At 72.1% G+C, this 15,848-nt stretch carries 14 protein-coding genes; 5 read left to right on the top strand and 9 right to left on the bottom strand.

Going from position 1 to position 15,848, the window contains the following annotated elements; all coding sequences use genetic code 11:
- Positions 1-4: 4 nt before the first annotated feature.
- Positions 5-832 carry a helix-turn-helix domain-containing protein gene (locus ABD332_RS34635; RefSeq protein ID WP_344506716.1) on the bottom strand — a complete coding sequence of 276 codons (828 nt, stop codon included), beginning with the start codon at positions 830-832 and terminating at the stop codon, positions 5-7.
- 64 nt (positions 833-896) lie between these two features.
- On the opposite strand from ABD332_RS34635, the gene ABD332_RS34630 reads away from it, so the two are divergent.
- The 3 genes from ABD332_RS34630 (at position 897) to ABD332_RS34620 (ending at position 4,030) form a co-directional block, all read left to right on the top strand.
- Positions 897-2,537: an FAD-dependent oxidoreductase gene (locus ABD332_RS34630; protein WP_344506714.1), complete on the top strand. Its 1,641-nt coding sequence runs from the start codon at positions 897-899 to the stop codon at positions 2,535-2,537.
- 157 nt (positions 2,538-2,694) lie between these two features.
- Positions 2,695-3,555, top strand: coding sequence for an SGNH/GDSL hydrolase family protein (locus ABD332_RS34625; protein ID WP_344506712.1), 861 nt, complete (start codon positions 2,695-2,697; stop codon positions 3,553-3,555).
- Positions 3,556-3,589: 34 nt separating this feature from the next.
- Positions 3,590-4,030, top strand: coding sequence for a VOC family protein (locus tag ABD332_RS34620; RefSeq protein WP_344506710.1), 441 nt, complete (start codon positions 3,590-3,592; stop codon positions 4,028-4,030).
- Positions 4,031-4,081: 51 nt separating this feature from the next.
- Here the strand turns inward: ABD332_RS34620 and ABD332_RS34615 are convergent, their stop codons facing one another.
- From ABD332_RS34615 to ABD332_RS34595, 5 genes are read right to left on the bottom strand one after another with little or no spacing between them, the layout of a single operon-like run.
- The gene (locus ABD332_RS34615) at positions 4,082-4,483 is read right to left on the bottom strand and encodes a PPOX class F420-dependent oxidoreductase (RefSeq protein ID WP_344506708.1); all 402 of its coding nucleotides are present in this window, start codon (positions 4,481-4,483) and stop codon (positions 4,082-4,084) included.
- Positions 4,484-4,535: 52 nt separating this feature from the next.
- Positions 4,536-6,251, bottom strand: a complete 1,716-nt coding sequence (locus ABD332_RS34610) for a substrate-binding domain-containing protein (RefSeq protein ID WP_344506706.1) — start codon at positions 6,249-6,251, stop codon at positions 4,536-4,538.
- A gap of 5 nt (positions 6,252-6,256) precedes the next feature.
- Positions 6,257-7,117 carry a carbohydrate ABC transporter permease gene (locus ABD332_RS34605; protein ID WP_344506704.1) on the bottom strand — a complete coding sequence of 287 codons (861 nt, stop codon included), beginning with the start codon at positions 7,115-7,117 and terminating at the stop codon, positions 6,257-6,259.
- On the bottom strand, positions 7,114-8,058 hold the full coding sequence (locus ABD332_RS34600; RefSeq protein ID WP_344506702.1) for a carbohydrate ABC transporter permease: 945 nt from the start codon (positions 8,056-8,058) through the stop codon (positions 7,114-7,116). The genes ABD332_RS34605 and ABD332_RS34600 overlap by 4 nt, the downstream gene beginning before the upstream one ends.
- Complete coding sequence (locus ABD332_RS34595) at positions 8,055-9,359, bottom strand: ABC transporter substrate-binding protein (RefSeq protein WP_344506700.1); 1,305 nt, start codon at positions 9,357-9,359, stop codon at positions 8,055-8,057. Before ABD332_RS34595 ends, ABD332_RS34600 begins: the two co-directional genes overlap by 4 nt.
- Positions 9,360-9,677: 318 nt before the next feature.
- On the opposite strand from ABD332_RS34595, the gene ABD332_RS34590 reads away from it, so the two are divergent.
- The gene (locus ABD332_RS34590; RefSeq protein WP_344506698.1) at positions 9,678-11,906 is read left to right on the top strand and encodes a glycoside hydrolase family 97 N-terminal domain-containing protein; all 2,229 of its coding nucleotides are present in this window, start codon (positions 9,678-9,680) and stop codon (positions 11,904-11,906) included.
- Positions 11,907-11,979: 73 nt separating this feature from the next.
- Here ABD332_RS34590 and ABD332_RS34585 read toward each other — a convergent pair whose 3' ends face one another.
- From ABD332_RS34585 to ABD332_RS34575, 3 genes are all read right to left on the bottom strand, one after another.
- Complete coding sequence (locus ABD332_RS34585; protein WP_344506696.1) at positions 11,980-12,948, bottom strand: anti-sigma factor RsbA family regulatory protein; 969 nt, start codon at positions 12,946-12,948, stop codon at positions 11,980-11,982.
- Positions 12,945-13,754 (bottom strand): MEDS domain-containing protein, encoded by an 810-nt coding sequence (locus ABD332_RS34580; RefSeq protein ID WP_344506694.1) that lies wholly within the window; start codon positions 13,752-13,754, stop codon positions 12,945-12,947. The genes ABD332_RS34585 and ABD332_RS34580 overlap by 4 nt, the downstream gene beginning before the upstream one ends.
- A gap of 171 nt (positions 13,755-13,925) precedes the next feature.
- A complete protein-coding gene (locus tag ABD332_RS34575; RefSeq protein WP_344506692.1) occupies positions 13,926-14,444 on the bottom strand; it encodes a glycosyl hydrolase in 519 nt (172 codons plus the stop codon).
- A gap of 237 nt (positions 14,445-14,681) precedes the next feature.
- Here ABD332_RS34575 and ABD332_RS34570 point away from each other — a divergent pair, with 237 nt between their 5' ends.
- The gene (locus tag ABD332_RS34570) at positions 14,682-15,749 is read left to right on the top strand and encodes a lysylphosphatidylglycerol synthase domain-containing protein (protein WP_344506691.1); all 1,068 of its coding nucleotides are present in this window, start codon (positions 14,682-14,684) and stop codon (positions 15,747-15,749) included.
- The last annotated feature ends 99 nt before the right edge of the window (positions 15,750-15,848 follow it).

Raw genomic sequence — 15,848 nt, 5'->3', positions numbered from 1 at the left:
TTGATCAGATCCCGCGGGCGCCGGCCGGGTCTTGAACGAATCGCGCACGGCCTCGGAGGAACGGCTCGTAGGACGCGGTGTGGTCGTGGCCGCAGCAACAGCGGTCGACCTCGCCGCCGAGCAGGTCGCGCGGGGTCAGGCCGGTCAGCCGCAGGCACTCCCGGCTCAGATGCGCCTGGTCCGCGTAGCCGAGGTCGGCCGCGAGGCCCGCGACGCCGGCCGCGCCCGACTGGGCCAGCGCCAGGAACCCCTGGAACCGCAGCGTGCGCTGCAGGACCTTCGGACTCAACCCGACCGCCCGCAGGCAGCGGCGGCGCAGCTGGCTCACCGACAGCGCCAGGTGGCCGGCGACGGCGTCGACGGTGACCGGCGACCACGGCATCAGCGCCCGCACGGCCTCCCGTACCAGCGGATCCACGCTCGCATCGCCGCGGAACTCACGCAGGAGGTGGCGCTGCAGCAGCGCGAGCGCCCGCTCGGGCGTCCGGGCGCCGGCCATCGCCTCCGCGAGCCGGTCGGCGGTCCCGCCCCACAGGTCCGCCAGGCCCGGGCGCTGGTCGAGCAGCTCGTCGATGGCCACCGGCAGGGGCGGCGGGGTCCCGGGCAGGAACCGCACACCCACCACCGTGGTCCGCGCCGGGATCACCTCGACCTGCGGACCGGTCAGCGGGCCGAGCAGGTGCGGGCGCCCGCCGATCGGGAAGTGCAGCTCCACGCCGCCGGCCGGCAGGTGCCGCTGCGCGTACGCGACGTCGCCGGTGCGCTGGACCCACACCGTCCGGACGACGTGCGCCAACGCGGCCACCGGCGGGTGCTCGACGTACGACTCCATCACCCGCCATCCTCGCACTCCGGTATCTTGCTGCGACGTCCGCCCGCTACCAGGAGGCATGCACATGAGCTCGGTCCCAGTTCCCGACGCGCAGACGCGGTACTCGTCGCGGCGGGCCGGCGCGCCGGACGAGGCCCAGGCGTGGCCGGCGTTCGGGGCGGAGGACCGCGCGCTGCTGGAGGCGGCCGGGGAGGTGGTCCGCCCGTCGCCCGGCGAGGTGCTGTGGGAGGGCGGCGAGCCCTACGACCTGTACGTCGTGGAGACCGGCGGGCTGTGCCTGGTGGACCGCCGCGACGACCGGGTCGTGGTCGTCGTGGAGCCCGGCGACTTCGTCGGCGAGCTCGGCATGCTGATGGGGCAGCCGGCGTTCCTCGCCGGGGTGGCGATGCCCGGCACCACGCTGCTGCGGGTGCCCGTCGAGGAGCTGCGCCGGCTGATCGCGACCACCGTGGACCTGGGCGACCTGCTGATCTCCGCGTTCGACGCCCGGCGGCGCATGCTGAGCCGCTGGGGCGAGGGCGGCCTCGTCCTCGCCGGCGACGACGACCACCACCTGCGCCGGCTGCGAGAGTTCGCCGCGCGCAACCACGTCCCGTTCCGGGTCGTGCTGCGCTCCGACCCGTCCGCCTGGGACGAGGTCGCGGCGGCGTGCGCGCTGCCGGAGCAGGGTGCGGCGGTGGTGACCGGGGAGGGGCGGGTCCTGACCGACCCGAGCCCCCGCGACCTGGCCACGGCCGTCGGGCTCGACCTGTGCGGGCTGCCCGAGGGGGCACGGTGCGACCTGCTGGTCGTCGGCGCCGGGCCGGCCGGTCTGGCCGCCGCCGTCTACGGCGCCTCCGAGGGCCTCGACGTCGTGGTCGTCGAGGACGTCGCCCCCGGCGGGCAGGCCGGCACCTCGTCGCGGATCGAGAACTACCTGGGTTTCCCGCGCGGGATCGCCGGCGGCGAGCTGGCCCGCTCGGCGATGCTGCAGGCCGTCAAGTTCGGGGCGCGGCTCGTCTCGCCCCGATCCGTCACCGGCCTGACCCGTGACGCTGACGGGTTCCGGGTCAGGCTCGACGACGACACCGACGTGGCCGCCCGCGCCGTGGTCATCGCCAGCGGTGTCCGGTACCGGCGGCTGACCGTCCCCGGCGTCGCCGACCTCGAGGGGCGGGGCGTCTCGTACGCGGCCACGGAGATCGACGCGCGCGCCTGCCTGGGCCGCGACGTCGTGGTCGTCGGGGGCGCCAACTCGGCCGGGCAGGCCGCCCTGTTCCTGGCCCGGCAAGCCGGTCACGTGCACGTCCTCATCCGCCGCGACGACCTGACCGAGACGATGTCGGACTACCTCGCGCAGCGGCTCCTGCACCACGAGCGGATCACCGTCCACCCGCGGTCGGAGCTGACCGGCGCGCGCGGCGGCGACCGGCTCACCCACCTCACGTGGCGGGACGGGGCAACCGGACGGGAGGTCGAGGTGGCGGCCGGCGGGCTGTTCCTGATGATCGGGGCGCAGCCGCGCTCCGCGTGGCTGCACGACGTGGGCGTCGAGCTGGACGAGAAGGGGTTCGTGGTGACCCGCGGCGCGTTCGAGACCTCGGTGCCGGGGCTGTTCGCCGTCGGCGACGTCCGGGCCGGTTCGGTGAAGCGGGTCGCCTCCGCCGTCGGCGAGGGCTCGGTGGTGGTCTCGGCGGTGCACGCGTACCTGGCGGCCACCGGCTGATCGTGGCTTGACATCGATCGCAGTGGACCAGAGACCGCCGGACCGTGCCGGCCGGGCGCCTGAACACGTTCGCACAACCATCGCCAGCCATTGACCGATGTCGCTGTAGCTGGCAGAATTCGGTCCCCGCGCCATCCCTTCCGCCAGGGGGACCGCCATGAGACTGGCCCTGCTCGCCACCGCGCTGCTGACATCCGGGTTGGTGCTGAGCACCCCGGGCCCCGCCCACGCCGCCGCGCCCACCGGACGGTACGTGGCGCTCGGGGACTCGTACACCTCCGGACCGCTGATCCCGGACCAGGTCGACCTCAACTGCGTCCGCTCCAACCGCAACTACCCGTCGCTGGTCGCCCGCGCGATCGGCTCGGCCGCCCTCGTCGACGCCAGCTGCGGCGGCGCCACCACTGCCGACATCCTCAACCCCGGGAAGGGCACCCTCGGCCTGCCCGTCCCCGCCCAGATCTCCGCCGTCACCGCCGCGACGGCGCTGGTCACGATCGGCATCGGCGGCAACGACATCGGCTTCACCGGCATCGTGACGGCGTGCGCCCAGGACGGCGTCGGCGACCCCTTCGGCACGCCTTGCCGTGACCGGTACACCGCCGGCGGCACCGACCAGCTCCAGGCCCGGATCGCCGGCACGGCCCCGAAGGTCACGGCCGTCATCCAGGCCGTGCGGGCAGCCGCGCCCGCCGCCCGCATCGTCGTCGTCGGCTATCCGGCGATCGTGCCCGACCGCGGCTACGGCTGCTGGCCGGCGGTGCCGTTCGCGTTCGGTGACGTGCCGTACCTGCGCGCGGTGGCGAAGTCGCTCAACGCGATGCTCGCCCAGACCGCCGCGTCGAACGGCGCCGAATACGCCGACACCTACACGCCGTCGGTCGGCCACGACGTCTGCCGCTCCAAGAGCGTCCGCTGGGTGGAGGGGGTCGTCCCGGAGAACGCCGCCGCCCCGTTCCACCCCAACGCCGCCGGCGAGCAGGCCATGGCCACCGCCGTCACGACCCGCCTCGCCTGAGCGTGCCCCCGTCGTTGCCCATATGCTCGGCGACATGACGATCAAGCGCATGGACAACGTCGGCATCGTCGTCGACGACCTCGACGCCGCCGTCGCGTTCTTCACCGAGCTCGGCATGGAGCTGGAGGGGAGGATGCCGATCGAAGGCAGCTGGGCGGGGAAGGTCGTCGGGCTCGACGGCATGCGGAGCGAGATCGCGATGATGCGGGTCCCGGGCGCCCCGGGCCGGCTTGAGCTGGCGACGTACCACAGCCCGAAGTCGATCACCCCCGAGCCGGCGGTCACCCCGTCGAACACGCTTGGCCTGCACCGCGTCATGTACGCCGTCGACGACATCGAGGACACCCTCGCCCGCCTCCGCCCGCACGGCGCGGAGCTCGTCGGTGAGGTGACGCGCTACGAGGACGCCTACCTGCTGTGCTACCTCCGCGGGCCGGGCGGCATCATCCTCGCGCTGGCCGAAGAGCTGAGCTGAATCCTCACGCCGGCCGAAGAGCTGAACTGGGCTGGGCAGAGCTGAGCCGCATCAGCCCTGCAGGGTGATCCGCAGCATGACCCGGTCCCGCCGGCCGAGGGTGGCGAGCCGTTCGACGAGCATCACCAGGCGGTACTCGAGGCCGTACTTGCGCCGGACCAGGCCCGTCATGCGGGCGATCTCGCGCTGGTCGGTGACGATCTCGGCGGTGCCCTCGACCGGCGGGGTGCTGACGTGGACCTTGCCGGTGCGGGTGCAGGGGACCAGCCGCACGTGAGGGTCGCGGCGCAGGCGCTTGACCTTGTAGCTGGCGGCGAGGGTGGTCACGACGAGGGCGTCGCCGTCCGGGGTGATCCACACGGGCGTGGCGACCGGGGTGCCGTCCTTCCTGAACGTGGTGAGCGAGACGCAGCGCTGCGCGCCGAGCGACGCCGTCGTGGAGCCCTGGGTCATCCTCTCGGGGTACCCGGAGACGACCGGGTGATGCGCGTCGCCGCGGCGGGGATCAGGTGGGGCTGAGCCGCCGGCCGTGGGCGATGACGGGGTGGACGCCGGCGAGGGCGAGGTCGTCGCGGAGCTCGGAGCGGACCCGGGCGTCGACGAGCAGGAGCGCCCCGGCGGGCATGACCTGGTGCTCGCCCCGCCGGTGCCACGCGGTGTGGTCCGCGAAGCAGACGACGCGGTCGGTGACGGGCAGGACGGCGCGGTTGAGCTCGGCGGTCTCCTCGTCGACGTTGGCCGGGACGCCGGCGTCGTCGGTGCCGTCGAGCTCGATGAACGCTGTGTCGAGGTGAAACGCGTGCAGCGTCCTGGCGGCGAGCGGGCCGGTCAGCCCCTGCGTGCCGGTGACCACGCCGCCGGTGAGCACCAGGGTCTGGTCGCGGCGCTGGTGCTCCTGGAACGCCTGGGCGACCGGCAGCGAGTAGGTCACCACCGTCAGGTCCGGCACCGTCGCCAGGTGGTGGGCGAGCAGCGTCGAGATGGGCCCGGCCGGCAGCGCGACGGTGGTGCCGGGCGCCACCATCCTGGCCGCGTCGGCGGCGATCGCGGCCCGGGCGAACTGCCGCGCCATCACGGCCGAGCGGAGCGGCTTCTGGCCGTGGCCGGCCGCCGGGCGGCGGACGGCGCCGCCGTGGACGCGGGCGACGAGGCCGGACGCGTCGAGCATCGTCAGGTCGCGGCGGATCGTGCCGGTGGAGACGCCGAAGAGGTCGGCGAGGCGGCGCAGCTGTGCGCCGCCGTCGCGGTTGACGATTTCCAGGATGGCGAGTTGCCGTGTCGAGGCCAGCATCGATGCGACCCCCAGGGTCCGAGGTGTGGCAACGTTGTCAGGATCGGGTGGAAGGTGGGACTGGCGGTGCAGGGTGGTGCCGCGGGCGATCAGCTGGGTCGGCAGGATGACCCACCGCGGCGGGCCGGTGTAGCCGTCGAGACGCTCCAGCAGCAGGCGCGCGGTCTGCCGGCCCATGTTCTCCGCGTCGTGGGCGATGACCGTGACGCCGAGGATGTCGCCCATGTCCAGCTCGTCGAAGCCGACGAGCGCCGGCGGCGACGGATGCCCGTGCAGGGCGCGCAGCGCGCCGGTGGTGATGCGGTTGTTCGTGGTGAAGACGGCGGTCGGCGGCCGGTCGAGCCGCAGCAGCGCGGTCACCGCACGCTGCGCGGTGTCCATGTCGTGGGCGCCCTCGACCAGGTGCTCGCGCCAGTCCGGGACGCCGGCCGCCGCCAGCGCAGCACCGAACGCGGTGACGCGCTCCCGGTGGGTGCTGAGCCGGGACCGGTCGCCCACGATGCCGATGCGGGTGTGCCCCAGCGCCAGCAGGTGCGCCGCCGCCTGCCGGGCGCCGTCGCGGTTGTCCAGCAGGACCGCGTCCGCGGACAGGCCGACGGGCGGGCGGTCGACGAAGATGAACGGCGTGCCGTGGCGGCGCTCGACCGCCAGATGGTCGTGCGTGGGCAGGGTGGAGGCCAGCACCAGCGCCCGGACGCGCCGCTCCAGCAGCGCCTCGGTGAGCTGGTGCTCGGACTGCGAGGTCTCGTCGATGTTGACGGTGACCAGCTGCAGGCCGTGCGCCCGGACCTCGCGCTCCAGCCCGCAGGCGAGCCGGGAGTGGAACGGGTTGCCCAGGTCGCCGCCGAGCATCCCGATCAGCGTCGAGGTGTCGCCGCCGCGGCGCAGCTCCCTGGCCGTGCCGTCATCGGGACCTCGGTCACGGGACAAGCCTTTCAGCCCTTGGTCGAGCCGAGCGCCAGCCCGGCGATGAACTGTTTCTGCAGCGCGACGTACACGATGAGGGTCGGGATCGCGGCGATGAGGGCGGCCGCCGCGATCATGTTCTGGTTGGCGACGAACTGGCCCTGGAGATTGGCCAGGGCCGAGGTCACCGGGCGCTTGTCGCCGGTGGAGATGAGCGTGATGGCCCAGAAGAAGTCGTTGTAGATCCAGGTGGTGAGCAGCGTGGCGAGGGCCGCGAGGGCCGGCCGGCACAGCGGCAGGGTGAGCCGCCAGAACCGGGTCCACACGGTCGCGCCGTCGACGACCGCGGCCTCGTCGAGCTCCTTCGGCAGCGTCCGCATGTAGTTGCTGAGGACGAAGACGCAGAACCCGAGCTGGAACGCGACGTTGATGGCGATGAGTCCGAGGTAGGAGTTGTACATGAGGCCGCTCTCGCTGACCCAGTGCGGGAGCGGGATGGCGAGGTACAGGCGGAACAGCGGCGTGATGATGACCTGCTGCGGCAGCAGGTTGCCGGCGGTGAACAGGATGAGGAGAGGGATGTTGAACCGGAAGCGCAGCCTCGACACCACGTAGGCGAACGAGGCCGCCAGCAGGAGCGTGAGCAGCACCGCCGGCACCGTGATGACCAGCGAGTTGAGGAAGAAGTGCCACATGTCGGACTGGGTCCACGCGGCCTGGAAGTTGGCCAGGGTCAGGCTGCGGGGCAGGGACACGTAACCGTGCTCGTTGGTCTCCGCGATCGGGCGGAGCGCGACGTACAGCGCGAACAGCACCGGCGTCACCCAGAGCGCCAGCATGACGAGCATGAACGCCTGCGCGGCGACGCTACCGAGCCGGGAGGGCTTCATCGCGGGGACTCCTCACGGCGGAACGCCTGGTGGAGAAAGATCGTGATCGGGATCAGGGAGATGGCGAGCAGGATGACGCCGAGGGTGGAGCCGAAGCCGATGCGTTGGGTCTCGCCGACGATGTTCTGGGTGACGGCGACGGACAGCAGTTCGAGGCCTTTGAGCGGGTTGCCGCCGGAGGTGATGTACACGAGGTCGAAGGCGCGCAGCGACTCGATGACGGTGACGACCATGACGACGATGTTGATGGGGCGCATGGCGGGGAAGACGACCCGCCAGAAGGTCTGCCAGGCTGACGCGCCGTCGACGAGGGCGGCTTCGCGTAGGGCTGGGTCGACGGCTTTCAGGCCGGCGAGGTAGAGGATCATGACGTAGCCGGCCTGTCGCCAGCTGGCCTCGACGAGGAGGGCCCAGAGGTTGAGTGACGGGTCGCCGAGCCAGTCGATGAGGTTGTCGTCGCCGGTACGGCCGAGTAGCGAGTTCACCAGTCCGAAGTTGGGTGAGTAGATGAGCTCCCAGATGATCCCGATGAGGGCGAGGGAGAGCATCACGGGCAGGAACAGGATGCTCTGGTAGATCCTGGAGCCGCGGATGCCGCGGTCGATGACGACGGCGAAGAGCATGCCCAGTGGGGTGGCGAAGCATGCGAAGACGAGCAGCCAGATGATGTTGTGCCGCACGGCCGGCCAGAAGTCGGGGTACGTGGTGAACGCCTGCTCGTAGTTGCGGACGCCGTTGAGGCAGCCGGGCTGCGGGATGCCGGGCACGGAGGGCAGCGAGTCGCAGGACTGCAGCTGCACGCCGCCGACGCCGGTCCACTTCGTGAACGACAGCCCGACCGAGGCGAGGGCCGGGCCCCAGATGAAGACGACGTCGATCAGCAGCGGGATGCCGAGCATCGCCGCGACGACGAAGCCGTCGCGGCGGGCGAACGCGTTCACTTGGTGAAGATCGTCTTGGCCTGGTCCTCGGCGCTCTTCTGGATCGACGCGATCGTCTCAGACGTCGGACTGTCCACAAAGGTCTGGATGAGCTTGATGACGGCGGTGGCCATGTCGGGCACGGTGTCACGGTCCATGAACTGGGACACGTTCTTGCACTTGGCGATCTCCGCGACGGACTTCTTCTGGATCTCGTTGTAGGTCGGCGCGACCAGACCGTTGGCGAGCCCGACGTCCCAGTGGTCGGTCTCCAGGAACTTGGTCTCGGCGGCGGCAGTGCCGATGTACTCCAGGACGGCCTTGGCGGCCGCCGTGTTCTTGCCCTTCTTCGGCAGCATGAAGCCGTCGGTCGGGGCGTCCATGTAGTACTGGCCGTGCTCGGGGTTGATCGCCGGGTAGGGGAAGAAGTCCAGGTCGGCGAGGTTCGCGGGGGAGTAGTTCGCGGCGACCTGGTTGGAGCCCTGGAACATCATCCCGGCCTGCTTGTTCTCCAGGGCCTTGGCCGCGTCCTGCCAGGTCCGGCCGTTGGCGCCGTTCTGCAGGTACGGCATCAGCTCCCGCCACTTGTCGAACACGGCGGTGACGCCCGGGTCGGTCCACGGCACCTCGTGCTTCATGAGCTTGATGTGGTAGTCGTAGCCGTTGACGCGCAGGTTGATGATGTCGAACGTGCCCAGCGCCGGCCAGCCGTCCTTCTCCGCGAACGCGAGCGGGATCAGCCCGTCGGTCTTCATCTTCTTGCACAGGTTGATGAAGTCGTCCCAGGTCGCGGGCACCTGGTAGCCCTTCGCGGCGAAGACGCTCTTGTTGTAGAAGACGACCCACGGGTAGTTGTACAGCGGCACGAGGTAGTGCTTGCCGTCAATGCCCTTGGAGAGGCTGCGGGCGGCGTCGTTGAAGTTGCCGCCGATCTTCTCCCACACGTCGTCGATCGGTGTGAGCAGGCCCTGCGCGGCGAAGAACTGCAGCCGGTAGCCGGCGAACCAGGTGGCCAGGGAGTCCGGCGTGCCCTGCAGGTAGCTGCTGATGTTGTTCTGGAACGTGTTGTGGTCGGTGGTGTTGACCGTGATCGGCACCTTCGTCGCCGACGTCGCGGCCGCGCACAGCGCCGCGAACGCCTGCTTGGTGGCGTCGTCGGAGTAGTTGGACCCGAACGTGATCGGGTCCGTGGAGGAGCCGGTGGCGGCGGGCGCGTCCGCGTCGTCGCCGCAGGCGGACAGCAGCGCGGAGGCGCCGAAGAACGCGGGTGCCGCGGCGAGGCCCCGCAGGGCGGCACGGCGGGACAGCCGGAAGTCGGTCATGGGACTTCTCCAGGGGGTGAGGGGGTGTTGGAACTTGAAACGGGCATTCAACAAGTTCCAACTCGGTGACTCAAAAGTCACCACAGCAAATCGACAACATGTCATCGTTGTCAAGCGGTCGGAGAAGATCGACTTCGACGAATTTGGCGTGGCAAAGCCGATCCTTGACACTGCCATGATCAAGATGTTCAATGTCCGCAGAGTCGCGCATGTATCAACGTAAGTCAACGCCGCCGTGGTTGACAACGTTGACATCCGATGCGACGCCCAGCTCGCCCCCGTCCGAGGTTCCGCCAACCCCTTCCGGAGGACGACCCCATGCGACATCACAAGTCCCTGCTCCGCGGCACGCTCGTGCTCGCGGTGCTGACCGCCGGCACCGCGTTCGCGATGAAGCCCGCGGCGGCCGCCACCAGCTGGACGGTCACCGGGCCGTCCGCCGGCTCCCCGACGTCGGCCCAGGTCACGCTCAACGACAACGGGACCGTGAGCTTCTCCGTGGCCAACCAGGGCCGCACGATCCTGTCCCCGTCGGCGATCGGCATCGTGACCGGCGCCGCCGACCTGACGAAGGGCCTGACCTTCACGACCCGCACCAGCCGGACCGTCACCGAGGCCTACTCGATGACCACCGGCAAGCAGCGCAACCGGTCGACGACCTACTCGGAGTCGACGCTGTCGTTCACCGGCGCCGGCGGTGCCCGGCTCGACGTGGTCGTCCGCGCCTCCGACACCGGCGCGGCGTACCGGTACGTGCTGCCCGGCAGCGGGACCGTGACCGTGCAACGCGAGGCGTCGTCCTGGACCGTGCCGACCAACACCAACACGTGGCTGGTGCCGTCACACCGCGAGGACCAGGGCTACTGGTTCCAGACGACCGCCGGCGCAGCGGCGACCGCCACCTTCCGCAACCCGGCACTGTTCGACGTCGCCGGGACCTACGCGCTGGTCGCCGAGGCCAACCTCGACGGCCGGTACGCGGCGATGAGCCTGGCGCACCAGAGCGGCTCCGGCACCTACACCGCCTCGCTCGGCAGCGCGATCACCACCAGCCTGCCGCTGTCCACGCCGTGGCGCACCGCGGCCGTCGGCTCGCTGGCCAGCGTGACGACCTCGACCATCGTCGACGACCTCTCCGCGCCGTCCCGGGTGGCCGGCACGTCGTGGGTCAAGCCCGACACCGTCACCTGGTCCTGGCTGACCGAGCACGCCAGCCCGTCGGACGCCAACCGGCAGAAGCAGTACATCGACTTCGCCGCCCGCAACGGCTGGGGCTACGTGCTCATCGACGAGGGCTGGCAGTCCAGCTGGGCGCCGGACGTGGTGTCGTACGCCAGGGCCCGCAACGTGCAGGTGATCCTGTGGTTCAACTCCAACGCCCTGTGGACCTCCCAGCAGCGCGAGCAGTGGCTGCCGCTGATCAAGAGCTGGGGCGTGGCCGGCGTGAAGGTCGACTTCTCCTTCGAGTTCACGCAGCCGACCCTGCAGTGGTACGACGCGATCCTCGCCCGCACCGCGGAGCTCCAGCTGATGATCAATTTCCACGGGTCGGCGACCCCGCGCGGCATGCAGCGCACCTGGCCGCACGTCATGACGGCGGAAGCGGTGCACGGCGCCGAGCAGTACCTGCGCGCCGGGCTCAACACGATCCTGCCGTTCACCCGCAACGCGATCGCCAGCATGGACTTCACGCCGGTCATCTTCAGCCCCTACAACCGGGACACCACCAGGGCGCACGAGCTCGCGACCGCGATCGTCTTCGAGTCCGGCTGGCAGCACCTCGGCGACAACCCGGAGAGCTACGAGTCGCAGCCCGAGGCGATGCGGATCCTCAACCAGCTGCCGACCGCCTGGGACGAGACCCGCCTGCTCGGCGGCAGCCCCGGCCGGGAGGCGTACTTCGCCCGGCGCAACGGCGGCACATGGTACCTCGGCGGCATCTCCGCCATCGCCGCCAAGACGTACCAGACGCCGCTGTCATTCCTCGGCGCCGGCCAGTGGTTCCTGGAGACCGTGCGGGACAACGGCGGCAACCTGCTGCGCGAGACCCGGACCGTCACCAGCGCCGACACCCTGTCGGTGCCGCTGCTGGAGCGGGGCGGGTTCGCGTCGGTCGTCTGCCCGTACACCGCCGGCATGACCACCTGCGGGACCCCGCTCAGCGGCTCCGTCATCCGCGGCGTGCAGTCCGGACGCTGCGTCGACGTGCCCAACAACACCACCACCAGCGGCACCCCCGTCCCGCTGTGGGACTGCAACGGCGGCGCCAACCAGCGATGGGTGGCGACGGGTTCGCGGCAGCTGCAGGTGTACGGGACCAAGTGCCTGGACGTGGTGGGCGCGTCGACCGATGACGGGGCGGCCGTGCAGATCTGGGACTGCAACGGCGGCGCCAACCAGCAGTGGACGCTCAACAGCAACGGCACCATCGTCGGCACCGGCTCCGGCAAGTGCCTCGACGCGTTCGACAACGGCACCACCAACGGCACCAAGCTGATCATCTGGCCGTGCAACGGCGGCACCAACCAGCAGTGGACGAGGAGCTGACCTCCCCGTCACGACCCCGGCCGGGCCACCACCGGCCCGGCCGGGATCGACGCGGGCCCGTCTGCCGGCCGGCTCAGCCGGTGTACGGCGGGCCGGCGGTCATGCGGACCGTGTAGCCGGTCGCGGCCCGGTGGAGCGTGATGTGGCTGCACGACTGGTGGGCGATCCACAGCCCGAGCCCGGCCGACGTGGTGCTGTTCGTCGGCAGCAGGCCGGCGAACGGGTTCCTGGGGCCGGGCCCGCCGTCCTCCACCGAGACGACCATGCGGCCCCGGCCCGCCCAGATCCGCATCCGGACCGGCGGCAGGCCGTGCACGTATGCGTTGGTGACGATTTCGCTGACCGACAGCACCAGCTCATCGACCGGCCGGCCGGCCAGGCCGTCGCCGGCCGAGGCCGCGGCGGTGCGGACCGCGGCGCGCGCCTCCAGGGGCCGCGGGTCGAACAGGTCCGCGACCGGCGGCGCGTGCTCGATCGGGTCGGTGACGGCCGGCCGGTCCTGCAGCAGGAACTCCTCGGGGGAGACGTACTGCGGGCTCGGCACGTGCCGGTCGTGCGGCAGCGCGGTGCGGGGGTGGGTGCGGTCGACGTCGGCGAGGACGGCCGGCGGGGTGGTGCGCTCGTCGTAGGCGCACATGCTCCACAGCGGGAACTCGTCGTAGGCGTGGTTGATCGCCGACTCGTACCGCGCCCATGCGTCCCAGGTGGCGCCGAACTGCGCCGCGGACAGCTCGCCGACGATGCGGATCTGGCCGGCGCCGGCGCCGGCGTGGTCGGCGAGGAGGTTGCGGTAGGAGCGGATCGCCCCGACCGGCCGGGCGTAGACGTCGCCGCCCTCCAGGAACGTCACCGGGCACCCGGCCGGCAGGGCAGCGCGGACCAGCTGGGCGTTGCGCTCGCCGAAGGCGACCATGGTCGGCTCGCCGGCCGCGACGCCCCCGAGCAGGAACGGCAGCACGACCGCCAGGAGGTGCTCGTCGGAGTCGTAGCGGATCGCCTCGTGGAAGTAGCCGGTGTGCCCGGCCGCCGCGCCGGTCCTCACTGGACCCGCTCCACCCGGACGCGGCCCGCGCCGACGATGGCGGCGAGCTCGGTGACGGTGCCCAGCGACGTGCGCAGGACCGCGTCGGCGCCGGCGCGCTCCGCGTAGCGGTGCAGGTGCAGCAGCGCGCGGTGGTCGATGAACCGCAGGCCGGCGGCGTCGAAGACGATGGTCCCGCCGGTCGGCTCGGGCCGGACGTGGGCCAGGGCGGCCGGGAACAGCTCCTCGGCGGCCACGTCGAGTTCGCCGGAGAGGATCGCGGCCGGCCCGTCGGGCGGTCCGGCTCGCAGCGTGAAGGACACGCCGCCGGCGTTGCTCGCCGGGTGCAGGCAGGCCAGCTCGGCGATCGCTCGGTCGCCGAGGACGCCGCGGTCGAACCCGCACACGGCGTGCACCGGGGCGGTCGCGATGAAGCGGTCGACGAGCGCCTCGTAGGCGGCGAACACGGACAACAGGTCGGGGGTGGCGACGAGCGGCGTGCAGTCGGCGACGACCCGCAGCCCGGCGAAGCCGTCGACCACCGCGGTGGCCGACGCGACCGTGAAGGTGCCGACCTGCGCCGGCGGGTCCAGCGGCTGCCCGACCTGGTACGTCTCCTCCAGCGGCACGAACCGGACCGCGCCGGGATGCGCCAGCGCTGCCTCGTCCAGCCAGCCGCCCAGCCCACCCGGGCCGTCGGCCCGCGCGTACCAGATCCGCTCACCGGCGGCGAGACCCTCGGCGAGGAACGTCCTGGCGGACGCTTCGAACTGCCGCTGGTCCTCATACGACCAGCAGGAGTGCTTCGCCGCCACTGCCGCCGTCACCGGGTGCGCCGCCCAAGCCTCATGGTCGTAGCATAGCCGCAGATCACTGACCCTCCCGCGGGCGCGGGACGGCCGGCGCCTTCAGCCGAGGGGCCACAGATGGTCAGGGGTGCCGTTGCCGTCCCACCGCGTGACCTGGCCGCCGTACTGGCTCCTCCAGGGGCGAGCGGCTCACGGCCGGGCGTGGTGCGGGCAGGCGTGGTGCTTGAAGTCGCCGACCTCGTCGAGGGTGATGACGTGCGGGTCCGCGTACACGCGGCGCAGGAACTCCAGGGAGTTGGCCTGGCCGTTGGTGAGGAAGCCGCCACCCCAGGTGACGAAGTAGCTCCAGTCGGCGTGGTAGGCCCGCGTCAGCGCCGGGTCGGGGATCGAGCCGACCTCGCCCAGCGCGACGAGCTTACGGTCGCCGCCGAGGCCGCGCAGCCGGTCGTAGACCGCGCTCACCGGCCCGTGGTCGCCGGCCTGCGGGTAGGAGTCGAAGGTGAGCACGTCGGCCGGGTCGTCGAAGCCGGCCACGTATCCGGTGCCGGAGAACCCCGGCACGGTGTCGGCGACGGTGACACCTTGCAGAGTGCCGCTTTCCGCCTCATAGGTGGTCGACGCGGTGGCCGCGGAGGCGGGCGGGCCGGCGACGGCGACGGTGGGCAGCACGAGGGCCGCGGCGAGCACGATCGAGATATGAGGCCGCACAGAACGCTCCCGAGATCCGACACCACCGATCAGGATCGATCGGGGTCGAACCGTATGGGTGAGTTTTCCGGACGGTCAAGGTGGGCGGAAGGATGGTCCGAAACGCCGCACGGATCGCATGAAAGTCACAGCGATCGATACATTGCCGCCGTGGCGACAGCGGGTGGCTGCGGCCTTGATGTCGACGCGACTCGTCGCGTTCAACCGGTCCTCATCTCGCCGGCGCACTGTACGCGCATGTGGCTGCGGGAGTGGCGGCGTTGGCTGGGGGTCGCCCTTACCGTGGCCGCGGCGGCGGTGGCGTTCATGCTGCTGCGCGGGTCGCTGCCCGCTCCGGGCACCGTGCTGCGGTCGCTGCTGGCGGCCCAGTGGTGGTGGCTCGCGGCGGCACTGCTGGTCCAGGCCGGTTCGGTGCTCATGTACGCGGTGCAGCAGCGCCACCTCCTGGCCGCCTACGGCGGCGCGATGTCGACCGGCCGGGCGGTGGGCGTGTCACTCGCCCGCACCGCCCTGTCCACGGCGATGCCGGCCGGGGGCCCGGTGTCGACCGCGTTCGCCGTCCGCCAGTTCCGCGCGCACGGCCTGACGAGCGCGGCCGCCCTCGCCACCACGGTCCTGGCCAGCATCCAGGCGAGCGCGGCGATCGTCCTCGTCTACCTCGCCTGGTGCGCGGTGGCCGTGTCCACCAGCGCGACCGGCCTCCTGGCGGTGTCGGCCGCCGGGGCGCTGCTCGGCGCGGCCGCGGTCGTGCTCCGCCGCCGGCTCCGCGGCATCCGGCCACGCACCGTGCCGGAGCACCCCGGCGCCCCGCCGGCCGGGGACAGGCGTGCCCTGATCCACACCCTGGTCCGCCTCGGCGTGGACACGACCCGGGCCTGCTGGTCGCTGCCGGCCAGGTGCTGGCTCACCGCCGGCGGCGCGGCCGCCGCGCGCAGGGTGTGCGACCTGGCGTGCTTCGTCGCGGTCGCCCAGGCGTTCCGCCTCGACACCGGCACGATGGCGCTCGTCGGCGCCTACCTGACCGGGCAGCTCGTCCGCCAGATCCCGCTCGTCGCCGGCGGCGCCGGCCTGGTCGAGGCGAGCCTGCTCGCCTCGCTGGTCGCCGCGGGCGCCGGCGACTCCGCGGCCGCGGCGGCCGCCGTCCTGACGTACCGGCTGCTGTCCTGCTGGCTCATCGCGCTCGTCGGGCTGCCGGTCGGGGTGGGCCTCAGCGCGACCGGGCAGCCCGCCGCCCTGCTCCAGCGCCCTCGCGGCCTGCGCTCCCGCCTGTCCGCGCCGCTGGCGGTGGGCGACGGCAGCGCCTAATTGGCGGCGGGCGGCGGTAGTGCCTAGCGGCTCGGCGGGGGGCCGCTCGGGCGCGGGCCGCCCCCGCCGCCCCGGCCCCCGCCCGGGGGGGCTCCCGGC

It is taken from the genome of Dactylosporangium maewongense, from assembly GCF_039531485.1.
GTDB lineage: Bacteria > Actinomycetota > Actinomycetes > Mycobacteriales > Micromonosporaceae > Dactylosporangium > Dactylosporangium maewongense.
This window is presented reverse-complemented; position numbering and strand designations above follow the sequence as displayed.